The sequence below is a fragment of the Janthinobacterium sp. CG_23.3 genome (assembly GCF_046115965.1).
GTDB lineage: Bacteria > Pseudomonadota > Gammaproteobacteria > Burkholderiales > Burkholderiaceae_D > Janthinobacterium.
The window spans coordinates 1-15,051 of record NZ_JBJXIB010000139.1; the positions used below are offsets into that span (position 1 = coordinate 1).

15 protein-coding genes are annotated in these 15,051 nt (G+C 69.8%); 5 read left to right on the forward strand and 10 right to left on the reverse strand.

Annotated features, from left to right (window positions below):
- Nucleotides 1-119: 119 nt before the first annotated feature.
- From ACFDR9_RS23560 to ACFDR9_RS23580, 5 genes are read right to left on the reverse strand one after another with little or no spacing between them, the layout of a single operon-like run.
- Complete coding sequence (locus ACFDR9_RS23560) at nt 120-1,364, reverse strand: glycosyltransferase (RefSeq protein WP_409032542.1); 1,245 nt, start codon at nt 1,362-1,364, stop codon at nt 120-122.
- Nucleotides 1,365-1,375: 11 nt separating this feature from the next.
- Nucleotides 1,376-2,218 (reverse strand): hydrolase 1, exosortase A system-associated, encoded by an 843-nt coding sequence (locus ACFDR9_RS23565; protein WP_017875459.1) that lies wholly within the window; start codon nt 2,216-2,218, stop codon nt 1,376-1,378.
- Complete coding sequence (locus tag ACFDR9_RS23570; protein WP_409032533.1) at nt 2,215-3,060, reverse strand: hydrolase 2, exosortase A system-associated; 846 nt, start codon at nt 3,058-3,060, stop codon at nt 2,215-2,217. The genes ACFDR9_RS23565 and ACFDR9_RS23570 overlap by 4 nt, the downstream gene beginning before the upstream one ends.
- Nucleotides 3,057-3,302 (reverse strand): acyl carrier protein, encoded by a 246-nt coding sequence (locus ACFDR9_RS23575; protein WP_017875461.1) that lies wholly within the window; start codon nt 3,300-3,302, stop codon nt 3,057-3,059. Before ACFDR9_RS23575 ends, ACFDR9_RS23570 begins: the two co-directional genes overlap by 4 nt.
- On the reverse strand, nt 3,275-4,012 hold the full coding sequence (locus tag ACFDR9_RS23580) for a hypothetical protein (RefSeq protein ID WP_017875462.1): 738 nt from the start codon (nt 4,010-4,012) through the stop codon (nt 3,275-3,277). The genes ACFDR9_RS23575 and ACFDR9_RS23580 overlap by 28 nt, the downstream gene beginning before the upstream one ends.
- A 332-nt stretch (nt 4,013-4,344) precedes the next feature.
- On the opposite strand from ACFDR9_RS23580, the gene ACFDR9_RS23585 reads away from it, so the two are divergent.
- The 4 genes from ACFDR9_RS23585 to ACFDR9_RS23600 are packed head-to-tail and all read left to right on the forward strand — an operon-like array spanning nt 4,345 to nt 9,942.
- The gene (locus ACFDR9_RS23585) at nt 4,345-5,931 is read left to right on the forward strand and encodes an acyl-CoA ligase (AMP-forming), exosortase A system-associated (RefSeq protein WP_409032534.1); all 1,587 of its coding nucleotides are present in this window, start codon (nt 4,345-4,347) and stop codon (nt 5,929-5,931) included.
- A complete protein-coding gene (locus ACFDR9_RS23590; RefSeq protein ID WP_017875464.1) occupies nt 5,928-7,178 on the forward strand; it encodes a pyridoxal-dependent decarboxylase, exosortase A system-associated in 1,251 nt (416 codons plus the stop codon). Before ACFDR9_RS23585 ends, ACFDR9_RS23590 begins: the two co-directional genes overlap by 4 nt.
- Complete coding sequence (locus ACFDR9_RS23595) at nt 7,175-9,076, forward strand: asparagine synthetase B family protein (RefSeq protein ID WP_409032535.1); 1,902 nt, start codon at nt 7,175-7,177, stop codon at nt 9,074-9,076. The genes ACFDR9_RS23590 and ACFDR9_RS23595 overlap by 4 nt, the downstream gene beginning before the upstream one ends.
- The gene (locus ACFDR9_RS23600; protein ID WP_409032536.1) at nt 9,073-9,942 is read left to right on the forward strand and encodes a methyltransferase domain-containing protein; all 870 of its coding nucleotides are present in this window, start codon (nt 9,073-9,075) and stop codon (nt 9,940-9,942) included. Before ACFDR9_RS23595 ends, ACFDR9_RS23600 begins: the two co-directional genes overlap by 4 nt.
- 84 nt (nt 9,943-10,026) lie before the next feature.
- Here ACFDR9_RS23600 and ACFDR9_RS23605 read toward each other — a convergent pair whose 3' ends face one another.
- The 4 genes from ACFDR9_RS23605 to ACFDR9_RS23620 form a co-directional block, all read right to left on the reverse strand.
- The gene (locus ACFDR9_RS23605; RefSeq protein WP_026132592.1) at nt 10,027-10,482 is read right to left on the reverse strand and encodes a VOC family protein; all 456 of its coding nucleotides are present in this window, start codon (nt 10,480-10,482) and stop codon (nt 10,027-10,029) included.
- Nucleotides 10,483-10,591: 109 nt separating this feature from the next.
- A complete protein-coding gene (locus ACFDR9_RS23610) occupies nt 10,592-11,602 on the reverse strand; it encodes a glycosyltransferase family 2 protein (protein ID WP_409032537.1) in 1,011 nt (336 codons plus the stop codon).
- Entirely contained in the window at nt 11,575-11,991 is a 417-nt protein-coding gene (locus ACFDR9_RS23615; RefSeq protein ID WP_409032538.1) for a GtrA family protein, read from the reverse strand. The genes ACFDR9_RS23610 and ACFDR9_RS23615 overlap by 28 nt, the downstream gene beginning before the upstream one ends.
- On the reverse strand, nt 11,988-13,430 hold the full coding sequence (locus ACFDR9_RS23620; protein ID WP_409032539.1) for a glycosyltransferase family 39 protein: 1,443 nt from the start codon (nt 13,428-13,430) through the stop codon (nt 11,988-11,990). The genes ACFDR9_RS23615 and ACFDR9_RS23620 overlap by 4 nt, the downstream gene beginning before the upstream one ends.
- A gap of 227 nt (nt 13,431-13,657) precedes the next feature.
- On the opposite strand from ACFDR9_RS23620, the gene ACFDR9_RS23625 reads away from it, so the two are divergent.
- Entirely contained in the window at nt 13,658-13,945 is a 288-nt protein-coding gene (locus ACFDR9_RS23625) for a hypothetical protein (protein ID WP_409032540.1), read from the forward strand.
- A 43-nt stretch (nt 13,946-13,988) separates the two neighbouring features.
- On the opposite strand, the gene ACFDR9_RS23630 is transcribed toward ACFDR9_RS23625, so the two are convergent.
- Nucleotides 13,989-14,906, reverse strand: a complete 918-nt coding sequence (locus ACFDR9_RS23630) for a polysaccharide deacetylase family protein (RefSeq protein ID WP_409032541.1) — start codon at nt 14,904-14,906, stop codon at nt 13,989-13,991.
- Between the last annotated feature and the right edge of the window lie 145 nt (nt 14,907-15,051).

The window sequence follows — 15,051 nt, forward strand, 5'->3', positions numbered from 1 at the left end:
TCCCCCCCCCCCCCCCCCCCCCCCCCCCCCTCCCCCCCCCCCCTCCCCCCCCCCCCCCCCCCCCCCCCCCCCCCCCCCCCCCCCGACCAGCAGGCCGGCACACAGTATCGCGCTTGGTTTCATGGTTTCTCCTGTCGGCTGACGCTGTCGAGCAGGTCGGCCAGTTGCTTGCTGCGGGCCTGCCGGGAATGCAGGGCGAGGGTGGCGGCGCTGGCCAGCGGCGCACGGCCTTGCCGGGCCAGCGCCAGAAAACGCATCAGCGCGCGGGCGCAGTCGGGCGCCGAATCGAGCCTGCCGATGCTGTCGATGCCGCAGCGCCGCAGCGTGGCCGCGCTGTCGCCGGCGGGGTCGGTAAGCGCCAGCAGCGGGCGCCCGGCGCGCAGGTACTCGTATAGCTTGGCCGGGATCTGCGCGTTGCAGTTCGCCGCCTGCAGCAACAGCAGGCCGTCCGCCGTCAACATCTCGGCCAGCGCGGCGCGGTAGGGCAGCGCGGGAGCCAGTTCGACCAGCGCGGCGACGCCGTGGGCGTCGATCAGCGCGCGCAGGTGGGCGTCGTGGCCGCTGGCGCGCAGTACCAGTGTGAACTGGCCGGGAAGCAGTTCGCCATCGCCCTGCAGGCGCGCCAGCGCCGCGAACAGCGCCGTCGGGTCGCGCTCGGAAGGGTAGATGACGCCGCTGTGCAGCAGCCGGAAGCAGTCGCCGGCGCGCCGCCCGGCCGGCAGCTCGGCCGCCGCCGCGGCAAAGTCGCCCTCGTCGTATCCGTTCTCGATGAGGCTGATGCGGTCCTGGCCCAGCGCCGGGAAGCGCGCGCGGTAGGCGCGGATGGCGCCGGGCGTGGTGCAGACCATGCTGGCGCTGTGGGTGAGGATTTGCGCTTCGATCCAGCGGTGCTGGCGGCGCGTGCGCGGGTCGGCCGGGTAGTCGTCGTCGCTCATCGGGTCGCGCTGGTCGGCGATCCACGGAATGCCGCTCAGGCGCTGCAGCGTCAGGCCGATCAGGTGCGCGGTGGCGATCGGATAGCTCGACCAGATGGCGTCGGGGCGGTGCCGGCGGATCAGCGCCAGGCCGGCCGGCACCGCCGTCAGCCACCAGGAAATCCAGCGGTCGGGCCGGGCCAGCCAGGCCGGATAGCGCCCGCGCAGCGCCAAATGGCGCGAGCTGTCGAGCGCGAAGCTGCGCCGCAGCGTCACCTGCGGGCCGGCGCCGGCCGCCTGGCCGTGGCCGGCGCCGGCCGGCCGGTAGGCGCCGACGCTGGCCGTCAGCACGATCGGCTGCCAGCCCGCCTGCGGCAGGTATTCGGAAAACTTCAGCGTGCGCTGGACGCCGCTGCCGCCCTGGTACGGCGGGTAGTGGTAAGCGATCATTAGCACGCGTTTTACCATGACGTGATCCAGTCCGCGCTCAGTTGGGCCACCTGGTCGCGCCACAGGCTGCGCGCGAAGGTGTGGTTGGCCTGCGCCAGTTGCACCTGGCGCAGCAGCGGGCCGGTGCTCAGTTTGCGCCAGGCCGGGCTGCTGGTTTGCAGGTCGGCGAATTCGCGCGCGGTCAGGTCGTCGCCGCTGAGGATGATCAGGACGCGGCCCTGGAAGCGCGACAGCGCCTCGTACATGCGCTGCGGCGCGTTCTGGCCGGCGCCGGCGGCCGCGGCGGCGGGCGGACGCGCGGCGCCGGCCAGTTGCAGCATCGAGCGCAGCGACTGCAACGGCCGGAAGGCGCCGCCGGCGAGCTTGCGCCAGAACGCCGGATCGCGCAGCCGCGCCAGATAATAATGGCGCAGCGTGGCGCGCGCCAGCCCCGGCGCGGTGCGCACCCACGGGTTGAGCAGCACCAGCCCGCGGATGCGCGGGTCGCTGCAGGCGTGCAGCGCGGCGGCGGTGGCGCCGTCGCACAAGCCCCACAGCACCAGCTCGCGCAATTGCGGCACGGCGCTGAAGAACTGCGCCAGCGCGCTGTCGAGGTCCTCGCCGATCTGCTCGTAGTTGCGCGGCGCGCCTTCGCTGTCGCCCATGCCGCGGTAGTCGAAGCGCAGCACCGGAATGCCGCGCTCGGCCAGCGCGCGCGCCAGCAGCGTGAACTGGCGGTGGCTGCCGACCCGGTATTGCGGCCCGCCGGTGACGATCAGCACGCCGCGGGTGCGCGGGCGCGCCGGCAGGCTGAGGATGCCGAACAGCCAGCTGGACTGGCAGGGGAAGCGCAGCGCGCGTTGCTCGACTATCATGCCAGCGCCGTCGTGGTGGTCGCCAGCAGCGGCTGGCATTCGACGATCTCGGTGCTGGACCAGAACGCCTGTCCCCGCACCGGCAGCAAGGTCAGCGCCGCGCCGGCGCTACGCCAACTGGCGGCCAGGCGCGCCGCCGCCGGGCCGACTGCGCCGTCGTTGGCCATCATTTCCAGCCACAGCAGCGCGCAGTGCGGGGGCTGGCCGCCGCCGTCCAGCGCGTCGATGGCGGCGGCCAGCTCCGGCGCCAGCAGGTAGCCGGCGACTTCGACGGCGATGCCGGCGGCCAATTCCTGGCGCGCCGACGGCGCGCCCGCGTCGGCGTCGGCGTCGTTGTCGTTGTGGGCGTCGACGTTGGCCGCCAACATGCGGCTGGCCACGCGCATGCGCAGGAACTGGTCGAGATGGGTCTTGCCCTTGAAAACCGGGTGCCACAGGATGACCCGTTCGAGCGGGCGCGGCGCGCGGTTGGCCAGGTCCAGCGCCAGCAGCGCGCCCAGGCGCAGACCCCACAGGCTGAGCGGGCCGGCGACGCGCCGGGTCAGCCATTCGCAAGCCAGCACCAGGTCGCGCTTCCAGATGTGCCAGCGGGCGCTGGCGAAGTCGCCGCTGCTGTCGCCGCAGCCGTACAGGTCGATTTGCAGCACGCTGTAGCCGAGCGCGGCGAAGGCGCGCGCCTGCTGCGCCGCCATGCGCCGGCTTTTGTTGAGTTCCTCGCCGAACGGATGCACGTAGAGGATCGCGCCGCGCGGGGTTTGCTCCGGCGCCGGCTGGTAGAACAGGCAATAGCGTTCGCCCGGGCTGGCCGGCAGGAAGAACGGCACGGCGGGCAGGCCGATCATTCTGCCAACTTGCCGCGCACAAAATCGGCCAGGGTGCCGAGCGTGGCGAAGTGGCGGGCGTGGATGTCGTCGTCGTCGACGGCGATGCCGAAATGGCTTTCCAGCGCCGTGATAACGCCGACCACGGCCATTGAGTCGAGTTCGGGCACGCTGCCGAGCAGCGGCGTGTCGGCGCTCAAGCCCTGCTGGCCGATGCCGAGGGTGCTCGAGAGGATTAGTTTGACGGCTTCGAGGTGGGGCATAGGGACTCCATGGCGGGCGGGTGGGCAAGGGCGCTGGTGTCGAAGGACAGGCGCGGGAACGCGGCGGGCTGCCGCGACAAATGGAAGTAGGGCGCCCGCGTGGCCAGCATCCACTGCCAGCGGCCGCAGCGCAGGAAGGTGGCGCTGCCCAGCGCGACCGTGCCGATGCTGGCGTGGGCGCGCAGCGAGCCGGGGTTGAAGGCGGAGATGCGGCTGCACGACCAGCGCACGGCGCGCGCGCGCAGCAGGCGGTTGGCTTCGTCCCACAGGCGCGGGAAGGCCAGCCCGAGGCGCTCCTGTGGACGCACCCAGACGTCGAAGTCCCAACACGACTGGGGCGACGCCAGCAGGTAGCGGGCGCGCACCTCGTCCTCCTGGTAGGCGTCGAACAGCAGCCACAGAAAGCCGACCAGTTCGCCGCGCCTGACGGCGGCCAGGCTGCAGGCGCCCTGGGCGTAGCGCCCGGCCAGCACGTCGGCGCGGCGCGGATAGTCCGGCGGCAGTTGCTCGGCGCGCTGGCACAGTTGCACCGCGATCTGCGCGCCGCGGCCGCGGCACAGCGAAGCCGTGCCCACCGCCTGGGCGACAAACTGGTATTTGTACAGCGCCCAGCGGCCGCGCGAGAGCCGGTGCAGCAGCCGGCCGAAGGCGTACCAGGCGGCGTTGAGGCAGCCAAGTTGTGCGACGCTCTGACTAAGACGGTTCGCCATGGGGGAGGGGGGAAGAACGGGGCGCGCAGGCCGACGCTGTCCATTTAACACCGTGCCGGCGCAGCCCGGCTTGAGTCCGCTCAAACGCGGGGCTGGGACGGCGTTTTTCGTAGGACGGGTTAGCCCGGCAGGCGTCATCCGACCTTCGGGAAGCTTAACTTGGCGGCACCGGGCCGCGACTCCGGTTGCCGCCGCTGGTTTCTAGCGTCGCTGCAGCGTCCGCTTCCTGGCTTAGTTGATAAATATCAATGAGGGTAGGGGCGTTTGTCCCAATCATAGTGGGATAAGGCGGGCGCTACGACGCGCCGTCATTTTTTTATCACGGGGAAGACATGGCGCAATTGATACAAGATTTCATTTTCCAGTCCGCGCAGCGCACGCCGCACGCGCCGGCGCTATCCGATCAAGGCGTGCCGCTGAGCTACGCGGCGCTGGCGCAGACGGTGCAGGCCAGCGCCGCCGCGCTGTCGGCGCTGGGGCTGCAGCGCGGCGAACGCGTCGCCGTGTATCTTGAAAAACGCGAAGAGGCGGTGGCGGCGATGTTCGGCGCCGCCGCCGCCGGCGGCGTGTTCGTGCCGGTCAATCCACTGCTCAAGCCGGAGCAACTGCGCCACATCCTGGCCGACTGCAACGTGCGCATCCTGGTCACTTCGCGCGAGCGCCTGAGGCAATTGGTCGAGGTGCTGCCGGGCTGCGAGGACTTGCACACCGTCGTCGTCGTCGGCGGCGACGACGCCGCGCCGGCCGTCGACGGCCTGCGCCTGCTCGGCTGGAACGCCTGCCTGGCCCGGGCCGTGCCCGGCGCCGCGGCGCGCGGCATCGACAGCGACATGGCCGCGATCCTGTACACCTCCGGCAGCACCGGCAAGCCGAAGGGCGTGGTGCTGTCGCACCGCAATCTGGTGGCGGGCGCGCAGAGCGTCGCCGCCTATCTCGGCAACACCGCCCAGGACCGCATCCTGTGCCTGCTGCCGCTAAGCTTTGACTACGGGCTGAGCCAGCTGACGACGGCGTTTTCGTGCGGCGCCTGCGCGGTGCTGATGAACCACCTGCTGCTGCGCGACGTCATCGACACCGTCGAAGAGGAGCGCATCACCGGCCTGGCCGCGGTGCCGCCGCTGTGGATCCAGCTGTCGCAGCTGAGCTGGCCGGCGCTGCCCGGCCTGCGCTACCTGACCAATTCGGGCGGCGCGATGCAGCGCGGCACGCTCGACAAGTTGCGCGCGGCGCTGCCGCACGCCAGCATCTATCTGATGTACGGGCTGACCGAGGCGTTCCGCTCGACCTACCTGGAGCCCTGGCGGCTCGACGAGCGGCCCGACTCGATCGGCAAGGCGATTCCCAACGCCGAGGTGCTGGTGCTGCGCCCGGACGGCACGCCGTGCGACCCCGGCGAGCCCGGCGAGCTGGTCCACCGCGGCGCGCTGGTGGCGATGGGGTACTGGAACGACAGCGAGAAGACCGCCGAGCGCTTCCGTCCGCTACCGCCGCGCCAGCCCGGCCTGACCGTGCCGGAACTGGCGGTCTGGTCGGGCGACACGGTGCGCAGCGACAACGACGGCTTCCTGTATTTCGTCGGCCGCGCCGACGACATGATCAAGACTTCCGGCTACCGGGTCAGCCCGACCGAGATCGAGGAGGTGGTGTACGCCACCGGCCTGGTCGGCGAGGCGGCGGCGCTCGGCGTCGCCCATCCGCTGCTGGGCCAGGCGATTGCGCTGCTGGCCACGGCAGCGCCCGGCGTCGAGCTGGAGCGCCAGGCGCTGGTGGCGGCCTGCAAGGAGCGCCTGCCCGGCTATATGCTGCCGGCGTGGATCGAGGTGCGGGCCGGTTCGCTGCCGCGCAACCCGAACGGCAAGATCGACCGCAAGGTCCTCGCCGTCGAGCTGGCCGGGCTGTTTGGCGGCGGTGCGCGATGAGCGCCGCGACGGCCGCGACGGCGCTGCCGGTGCACGCGGCGATGGACCAGTTCGCGCTGCACGACGATTGCCTGCAACTGGGCGCGCAGCCGCTGACCCGGTTGGCGCAACGCGTCGGCCGCACCCCGTTCTACGCCTATGAACGGGCGCAGATCGAACGCCGCGTCGCGCTGCTGCGCGCGACCCTGCCGGCCGGGCTGCAACTGCATTACGCGATGAAGGCCAACCCGATGCCGGCGCTGGTCAACATGATGGCCGGGCTGGTCGACGGCATCGACGTCGCCTCCGGCGGCGAGCTGAAGACGGCGCTGGACACCGACATGCCGGTTGCGCGCATCAGCTTTGCCGGACCCGGCAAGACCGACGCCGAACTCGCCTGCGCGGTGGCGGCCGGGGTCGTGATCAACCTCGAATCGGAGGCCGAGATGGAGCGCGTCGCCGTCGCCGGCGCGCGTCAGGGGCTGACGCCGCGGGTGGCGCTGCGCATCAATCCGGACTTCGAACTCAAGCACGCCGGCATGAAAATGGGCGGCGGCGCGCGCCAGTTCGGCGTCGACCAACAGCGCGTGCCGGCGATGCTCAGCCGGCTCGGGCAGCTGGGCCTCGACTTCCTCGGCTTCCACATCTTCTGCGGTTCGCAAAACTTGTCGGCGGCGGCGATCGCCGAGGCCCAGGCGCGCAGCGTCGAACTGGCGCTGAGCCTGGCGCCGCAGGCGCCGTCGCCGCTGCGCCTGCTAAACATCGGCGGCGGCTTCGGCGTGCCGTACTTCCCCGGCGAGCGCGCGCTCGACCTGGCCGCGTTGGGGCGCAGCATGGCGGCGCAGATGGCGCTGCTGCGCCTGGCCTCGCCGGAAACCCGGCTGGTGGTCGAGCTGGGCCGCTACCTGGTGGCCGAGGCCGGCGTCTACGTTTGCCGCGTACTGGAGCGCAAGATCTCGCGCGGCCAAGTGTTCCTGGTCACCGACGGCGGCTTGCACCACCACCTGGCCGCGTCCGGCAATTTCGGCCAGACGATCCGCAAGAACTACCCGGTCGCCATCGGCAACCGCATCGCCGGCGGCGCGCGCGAGACGGTGTCGGTGGTCGGCCCGCTGTGCACGCCGCTGGATTTGCTGGCCGAGCGCATGGAAATGGCGCGCGCCGACGCCGGCGACCTGGTGGTGGTGTACCAGTCCGGCGCCTACGGCCTGAGCGCCAGTCCGGGCGCCTTCCTGAGCCATCCGGCCGCGCTGGAGGTGCTGGTATGAGCGGCCTGTGCGGTTGGTTGGCGCCGCACGGCCAGCCGAACCAGGGGGCGGTTGGGGACGGGGCAAGGGCCGAGGCCAGCGCCGCGTTGCTGGCGGCGATGGCGGCGCCGCTGGCGCGCTTCGACGCCAGCGCCGTGACCAGCGTACTCGGCGGCGCCGGCGCGGCGGCGGTCGCGGCCGGCGTCGACAGCAGCCATGTGTTCCACAAGGACGGCCTGCTGATCGCGCTGTGGGGCCGCCCGACGCTGTCGCAGGCCGGCGCGCTGGACGGCGCCGCGCGCGTGCCGGCGCTGGCGGCGCGTCTGGCGCAGTTGTGGCGCAACTACGGCCCGAACGCCTGCGCCTCGCTGGCCGGTCCGTTCGCGCTGTGCATCCTCGACGAGCTGAGCGGCGAGGCCTTGCTGGCGGTCGACCGCAGCGGCACCCATTCGCTGTACTACCAAAGCTCGTCGCGCCAGGGCTTGCTGTTCGCCTCGTCGGCCGACGCCCTGATCGCCCATCCGGCGGCCGGCTCGGGACTCGACCCGCAGGCGCTGTATAACTACCTGTACTTCCACACGGTGCCCGGACCGGGGACGATTTACGCCGGCCAGCAGCGCTTGCTGCCGGGCGAATACCTGCACTACCGCGGCGGGCGGCTCAGCCGCGGCGCCTACTGGACCATGGCCTACCAGGAAGCCCAGGCGCAGCCGTTCAAGTCGCTCAAGGCGGAATTCCTCGGCACGCTGCGCCGTTCGGTCGAGGAAAGCGTCGGCCCGAACGGCACCGGGGCTTTCCTCAGCGGCGGCACCGACAGCTCGACGCTGGCCTGCGTGCTGGGCCAGGTTTCGGGACGGGCCGCGCGCACCTACTCGATCGGCTTCGACGCGCCCGGCTACGACGAGATGGCCTACGCGCGCCTGGCCGCCAGCCACTTCGGCACCGAGCACCACGAGCTGTACGTGACGGCCGACGACGTCGTCAAGGCGGTGCCGCGGATCGCCGCGGTGTTCGACCAGCCGTTCGGCAACGCCTCGGCCGTGGCGGCGTTTTACTGCGCCGAGATGGCGCGCGCCGACGGCGTGACGCGGCTGCTGGGCGGCGACGGCGGCGACGAACTGTTCGGCGGCAACGAGCGCTACGCCCGCCAGGCCCAGTTCGCCCGCTACGAGCGCGTGCCGGCGCTGCTGCGCCAGGTGGTGCTGGAGCCGCTGCTGTTCAAGCTGGCCTCGGGACAGCAGCAAAAGCTGCTGTGCAAGGCGCGCAGCTATATCGAACAGGCCACGCTGCCGCTGCCGGCCCGGCTGGAAAGCTACAACCTGCTGCAGCGCTACGGCCACCACAAGGTGCTCGACGACGAGTTCCTGCTCAACATCGACCCGGGCGCGCCGATGGGCAGCCTGAACGAGGCCTACTGGCTGACCGACGGCAACAGCCAGATCAACCAGATGATGGCGTTGGACCTGAAGTTCACGCTGGCCGACAACGACTTGCCGAAGGTGGTCAAGGCCTGCGAGCTGGCCGGCGTGGAAGTCGCTTTCCCCTTCCTGAACGACGCGATGGTGGCGTTTTCGGCGCGCCTGGCGCCGCAGCAAAAACTCAACGGCACGCGGCTGCGCTATTTCTTCAAGCAGGCGCTGCGCGACATCCTGCCGCGCGCCATCATCCGCAAGGAAAAGCACGGTTTCGGCCTGCCGTTCGGCCTGTGGCTGCAAAGCCACCAGGGCTTGCGCCAGCTGGCCTTCGACAGCCTGAGCGACTTGAAGGGCCGCGGCATCGTGCGCGCCAGCTTCATCGACGAGCTGCAAACGCGCCACCTGGCCGAGCACCCGGCCTACCACGGCACCATGGTATGGGTCTTGATGATGCTGGAGCAGTGGTTCAAGCAGCGCCAGGTTGAACCGCGGGTGGCGCCGTGACGGAGCGCGACGAGCCGGCGCCGCGCGGCGGGGGCGCCTGGAACACCGGCACGCACGCCGATTTCTTCGCCTATTACGAAAAGGAGAGCGACAGCGAGGCGGCGCGACAGCGCTTCGCGGCGATCCAGGCCACGCTGCTGCGCCTGCTCGGGCGGCCGCAGCGCGCGCTGGCGGTGGCCGACATCGGTTGCGGCGCGGGCACCCAGTGCCGCCTGTGGGCCCAGCACGGCCACCAGGTGCACGGCGCCGACATCAACGCCGCGCTGGTCGAGCTGGGGCGCCAGCGCGCCGCGCAGGCCGGGCTGGCGATCGACTTCGCGGTCGCCTCGGCCACCGCCTTGCCATGGCCGGACCAGTCGATGGACCTGTGCATCGCGCCGGAACTGCTCGAGCACGTGGCCGACTGGCAGGGCGTGCTGGCCGAGCTGGTGCGCGTGCTCAAGCCGGGCGGCGCGCTGTTTCTGAGCACCAGCAACCGCCTGTGTCCGCGCCAGCAGGAATTTACGCTGCCGATGTATTCCTGGTATCCGGGCTTCGTCAAGCGCCGCGTGGTGGCGCTGGCGCTGAGCACCCGGCCGGAGCTGGCCGGCTACGCCGTCTATCCGGCCGTCCACTGGTTCACCTTCTACGGCCTGCGCGACCACTTGGCCGCGCGCGGCGTCGTCTCGTTGGACCGCTTCGACATGATGGACGTCAGCGGGCGCGGCGTGCTGGTGCGCGCGGCGCTGGGCCTGATCCGGGCGCTGCCGCCGCTGCGCTTGCTCGCCCATGTCGCGACCTCGTACACGGTCCTGCTGGGCGTGAAGGAGTCATGCGGCGGTAACACTGCGCATGCCGGCGGCGCAAGCCACACACCAGAGGCGTAACCGCGGGGGCGCACCCTGGGGGGCTGGCCCCGGCCGCCAGCCGCTGGTTTCGCTTGTTGCAACGCCGAAGCCGCCGCTTGCTTCTTACTGCGCGACGCCCTGGTCCCAGCGGCGCTGCATTTCCGCCGGTGTCACGTCTTCGATGCGCGAGGCCAGCATCCAGCGATGCCCAAACGGGTCGACCAGGGTGGCGCAACGGTCGCCGAAAAATTCGTCCGTGGCCGGACGCAACAGCTTCGCGCCGGCCGCCTCCGCCAGCGCGATGGTGGCGTCGACGTCGGCCAGGTACAGGTGGATCGTCACCGGCGAGCCGCCGATGCGCAGTGGTCCCAGCGCGAAGTCGGGGTATTCGTCGGCCAGCAGCAGATTGGCGTCGCCGATGCGCAGTTCGGCGTGGCCGATCTTGCCGTCTGGCCCGGTCAGGCGGAACAGTTCGTTTGCGGCGAACACGCGTCGATAGAAGTCAATGGCCTCGGCGGCGCCGTCGACGATCAGGTAGGGCGTCACGCAATGTTTCGGAGTGGGAAGCGGTGTACTCATGTATAGCTCCTTTGTGAAATAATGGTGTTATTCAGTGGTGTATTGTTACATAGATAAGGCCGGCGCCCATCCCTTTTCGACGGCCGATCCGGCATCGAACGGGGCGCCGTCAAGGGCCGGCGAGCGGCTCGCCGCGCGCGTCGAAACGGCGACCGCAGACCACTTCGACATGGAAACGCGGACGCTTCTTCGACGACTCATACACCTTGGCGAGGTATTCGCCAAAGATCCCCAGGCTGAGCAGTTGCACGCCGCCCAAGAAATACATGGGAATGACCATCGAGGCCCAGCCCGGCAGCGCATCGTCGGTGAAGATGCGCACCGCCAAGGCCCACGCCGCCAGGGCAATGCTGAGCAGCGAGACGGCGATGCCGACCCCGGTGATCAGGCGCAGCGGATAGGCGCTGAACGAGGTGATGCCTTGCCAGGCCAGGCCCAGCATTTTACTGAGCGGATATTTGGATTCTCCGGCGAAGCGCGCCGCGCGCTCGAATTCGACGGTCGCCGTCTTGAAGCCGAGCTGCAGCACCAGCGCGCGCAAGAACAGGTGCGACTCGTCGTATTCGCGCAGGGATTCCACGGCGCGCCGGCTCATCAGGCGGAAGTCGGCGTGGTTGTAGATGATTTGCGCGCCCATGAAGGCGAAGAACTTGTAGTAGCTTTCGGCGGCGAAGCGCTTGAAAAAGGAGTCCTTGTCGCGCCGCGAGCGCACCGCGAAGACGATTTCACTGCCTTGCCGGTAGGCCGCCAGCATCGTCGGGATCACTTCCAGGTCGTCCTGCAGGTCGGCGTCAAGGCTGATGAGGATGTCGCCGGGCGCCGTCATCAGGCCGCACAGCAGCGCGTTCTGGTGGCCGCGGTTGCGGCTCAATTTGATGCCGCAGACGGCGCAATCGCGCTGGGCGTACTCGTCGATGAGGCGCCAGGTGCCGTCCCGGCTGCCGTCGTCGACGTAGAAAATCGCGCTGTCGGCGGCGATATCGCCGGCCAGCTTCATCCTGTCGAGCAGGGCGCACAGGCGGGCGGTGGTTTCCGGCAGCACTTCCTGCTCGTTATAGCAGGGCAGCACCAGTCCCAGAACCGGCAGCGCGCTTATCCGGGCCGCTTGTTGAACGTCCACAGACCATTGACGAGATAGTTCCATATCAATACACCTAAGGTTGTGAGTATCTGCGAGGGAAGGGCGGCGACGCCAAGCGACAGCAAAAACGACAACAGGACCGAATTCATCAATAGGCCGGCGCCGCAAGTGGCCAGAAAGCGCGGGGCGGTGGCGCGGTGCGAGGCGCGGCTGCGAAAGCTCAGGCGCGCGTTCAGCAGATAGTTCACCAGCGCGCTGAGCGCGAATCCCAGCGACGACGACCACACCACCGGCAGGCCGCACGCCAGCACGCCCAGCGCCGCCAGCAAATAGTGCAGCGTTGTGGAAAAGCCCCCCACCAGCAAAAATCCGGCCATGCTGCGCATCGATAAGTTGCCGGCCGATGCGTCCGGTCCGCGCGGCGTCATGCGCCCGCGCGGACCGGGCGCGGCGTGGGCGGGCCGGCGCGCGGGCCGCTCCAGCGGTCCGCCAGCAAGACGGCCAGCAACACGCAGGGGATCCACGTCACCGGTTCGTGGTACTTGCCGGCCGATTCAAAGACACTGTGCAGCAAGAGAAAGTACAACCAGCCCCACACCAGCACGCTGGCCGCGCGCAGTCTGGCGCCGTCCAGTAGCAGCGCCGCCATCAACAGCCAGCAAAGCAACCACCACAGATTCGCCACCGACTTCAGCGCGAAATAGAGGCGGTTGTCGCGCCGCTCGCCTTGCCAGCGGAAGGTGGAGGCGACCCCGCCGGCGTCGTCGCCCATGAAGCGCAACTGTTTTTCGACGCCGAGGCGCAGGAACGCCAGCGGCTGCTGGCGTATCCAGCGCAGCGCCAGTTGCTTGCCGGCGCTGTCGTGCTCGAGTTCGCCCAGGTGCGACAGATCGACGGCGCCGCGCGGCGTGTAGCCGCCATTCGCCAGCGGGTTGTTGGCGCGGTACAGGTTCGAGCCGCCGTTGGTGCTGACCAGCTTGAAGGTGCCCAACACCTGGTAGTTGCGCAGCGCCCAAGGCGCCAGCGCCACGGCGGCGCCGCACAGCAGCAAGGCGGCGCCGGCACGCATGCGCCCGCCGGCGCGGGTGAACAGCCAGACGGCGAGCGCGGGTATCAGCAGCTGGGTGGACGGCTGTACCAGCGTGGCCGCGCCCAGCAACACGCCGGCGCCGAACAACGCCCGGCGTTTTTGCGACAGCGCGCACACGGTAGCCCAGACCAGCAGGGCGATGACCAGCGTTTCCTTGTCGGCGGTGTCGCTGTGGGCGACCAGATTGGGCCAGGCCGCGAACAGCAGCGCGGCGATGTTGGCGGCCGCCGTATTGCCGAGCATGCGGGCGAGGCGGTGCACGCCGACCGCGGCGACGACAAACAGCGCCAGTTGGCTGCACAGCACCGCCGATTCGGCCGGCACCGCGCGCAAGACGGCGCTGAGGAAAAACGCGTAGCCGGGCGGCCAATACGCCAGCGTTTGCGCGCTCTGGTAGGCGTCGCCGGCGAGCAGTTTGTTGGCCAGTTCGAGGTAGGTGCGGCCGTCCGACGACGGCTGCGACGGCAGGCCGAGCGCCCACGCCAGGCGCAGCAGCAGACCGAGCGTCAAGGCGGCCGTCAGGCCGGCGCGCGTCGACAGCCGGCGGAACAGCCGGTAAACGGCAGGGACCCAGCGATGCCGCAGCCACAGCAAGGCCACCAGCATGGCCACGGCGAAGCCGGCGACGGCGATTTCAAGCGAAGCCGGCAGCGTCGCGACACCGCGAGCGAGCAGTACGGCGCTGGCCGCCCAGGCGGCGGCGATGTAGAACAGCGCATAGCTGAGCCAACTGCCTTCTGGCGCAAGGGCTGGCGGAGCGGCGGCGTGCGGTTTCATGGTGTTTATCGGTGAGCGGCGTGTGCAACGATTGAACCACACAGCGAGCGACGTGTTTGCGGCAAACGATGGTCTGTTGAAATGGCTCAAGGACAGCAGCCGCAGCCGGAGCCTCATGACCGGCTAAGGCTTTTCGTAGATCGGGTTAGCCGGAACGGCGTAACCCGACTGGCGTCGGCAGCGGCTCGGCGTCGGATGACGCTTTCGCTCATCCGATCTTCGGACACTTGGCGTCGCTGTCGGCGCTGGGCAAGGAGTCCCAGCACAAGTACCTGATAGTTCAACGCATGGAGATCGCCGATCTCGCCCAGGTGCTTAGCCATCAGATTAACCGCGTGTACGAGACCACGTCGCACGTGATCCATTTCGTCGGCGGCGGCGTGTTTTCATGCGTCTATGACGACCACGGCAAAATGGTCGAGATGGATAGTCGTGGCCTGCGCCAGTCCAGCAGTCCGGACGGCGTTATTACCGTGTACGGCTCGGGCAAGAAGGGCGGGTTTGGCGTGGTTTAGCGCGCGCTGCGAATACCGCGCGCGCTATTACCATGGCATTTGATTATGCGCGCAGCATGTTTTGCCCCAGGCGCAGCAGGAAGCGCACGCTACCGCGATCCCACGGCGTGAAGCGCGGCAGTTGAAACAGGTCGCAGCCGGCGCGCGCCACGCCCCAGTCGGTGGCGACGGCCGCTTCGAAGCCGAGCGACTTGACGATGTCGACGTGCTGCGCGCCGTAGTCGCGTCCGTGTTTGCCGTTGGGGTAGGCGAACAGTGTCACCGGCGCCTGCAGCAGTTGTTCCAGCTGGCGCTTGCCGGCGCCGATGTCGCTGCGCGCCTCCGGGTCCGCTTGCTGCGCCAGTATCGGATGGCGCTGGGTGTGGGCGCCGATTTCCATGCCGGCGCGGCGCAGCGCGACGACCTGCGCGCTGCTCATCATCAGCGCCGCCCGCCGCGGGTAGGCGCCCTGGTCGTGGATCGCGGCGGCAACGGCCTGGCGCCGCTCGAACGGCTGGTATTTCAGGGCGCCGAGGATGGCGTCGATCGCCAGCAGGCGCTGCGCCACGCTGCCCAGCGGCAGGCGCCCGAGCCCGTGCGCCGACAGGTCCAGTTCGCCTCCGGCGGCGTGGCGCACGCGTTCGATAATGCGGTCGTTCCACATCTGGCCGCCGTCGAGGTAGCCGGTGGCGATGAAAAAGCAGGCGTCCAGGCCGTATTTTTGCAGCAGCGGCAGGGCCACTTCGGCGTTGTCGGCGTAGCCGTCGTCGAAGGTGATGCAGGCCGCGCGCCACGGCAGGGTGCCGTCCCGCAAGCGGCGCGCGGCCTGGCCCAGCGGCAGCACGTTGAAGCAGCGCTTGAGCAGGCGCAGGTGCCGCTCGAACTGGGCGCCGTCCGGCTCGCCCGGCAGCAAGGGGTCGGCGCGCGCCAGCACGCGGTGGTAGATCAGGATCGACAGCGCCGGCGCCGGCCAGCGCGTCATGGTTCGGCGCCGGCGCCGCGGGGGGCTCTTTCCCACGACACCCAAATAACCCAGATAAGATCTTTTGGCTTCTTGGGCGGGGCCGTGCTACCGAGTTGAGAGAATGAGATGCACAAAAAGAACCCCGTCCTTCCCACCACAAAGA

Excerpts from the sequence above, each read along its gene's own strand:
- ACFDR9_RS23560 (WP_409032542.1), bottom strand. The coding sequence starts at position 1,364 with ATGATCGCTTACCACTACCCGCCGTACCAGGGCGGCAGCGGCGTCCAG.
- ACFDR9_RS23565 (WP_017875459.1), bottom strand. The coding sequence starts at position 2,218 with ATGATAGTCGAGCAACGCGCGCTGCGCTTCCCCTGCCAGTCCAGCTGG.
- ACFDR9_RS23570 (WP_409032533.1), bottom strand. The coding sequence starts at position 3,060 with ATGATCGGCCTGCCCGCCGTGCCGTTCTTCCTGCCGGCCAGCCCGGGC.
- ACFDR9_RS23575 (WP_017875461.1), bottom strand. The coding sequence starts at position 3,302 with ATGCCCCACCTCGAAGCCGTCAAACTAATCCTCTCGAGCACCCTCGGC.
- ACFDR9_RS23580 (WP_017875462.1), bottom strand. The coding sequence starts at position 4,012 with ATGGCGAACCGTCTTAGTCAGAGCGTCGCACAACTTGGCTGCCTCAAC.
- ACFDR9_RS23585 (WP_409032534.1), top strand. The coding sequence starts at position 4,345 with ATGGCGCAATTGATACAAGATTTCATTTTCCAGTCCGCGCAGCGCACG.
- ACFDR9_RS23590 (WP_017875464.1), top strand. The coding sequence starts at position 5,928 with ATGAGCGCCGCGACGGCCGCGACGGCGCTGCCGGTGCACGCGGCGATG.
- ACFDR9_RS23595 (WP_409032535.1), top strand. The coding sequence starts at position 7,175 with ATGAGCGGCCTGTGCGGTTGGTTGGCGCCGCACGGCCAGCCGAACCAG.
- ACFDR9_RS23605 (WP_026132592.1), bottom strand. The coding sequence starts at position 10,482 with ATGAGTACACCGCTTCCCACTCCGAAACATTGCGTGACGCCCTACCTG.
- ACFDR9_RS23615 (WP_409032538.1), bottom strand. The coding sequence starts at position 11,991 with ATGACGCCGCGCGGACCGGACGCATCGGCCGGCAACTTATCGATGCGC.
- ACFDR9_RS23620 (WP_409032539.1), bottom strand. The coding sequence starts at position 13,430 with ATGAAACCGCACGCCGCCGCTCCGCCAGCCCTTGCGCCAGAAGGCAGT.
- ACFDR9_RS23630 (WP_409032541.1), bottom strand. The coding sequence starts at position 14,906 with ATGACGCGCTGGCCGGCGCCGGCGCTGTCGATCCTGATCTACCACCGC.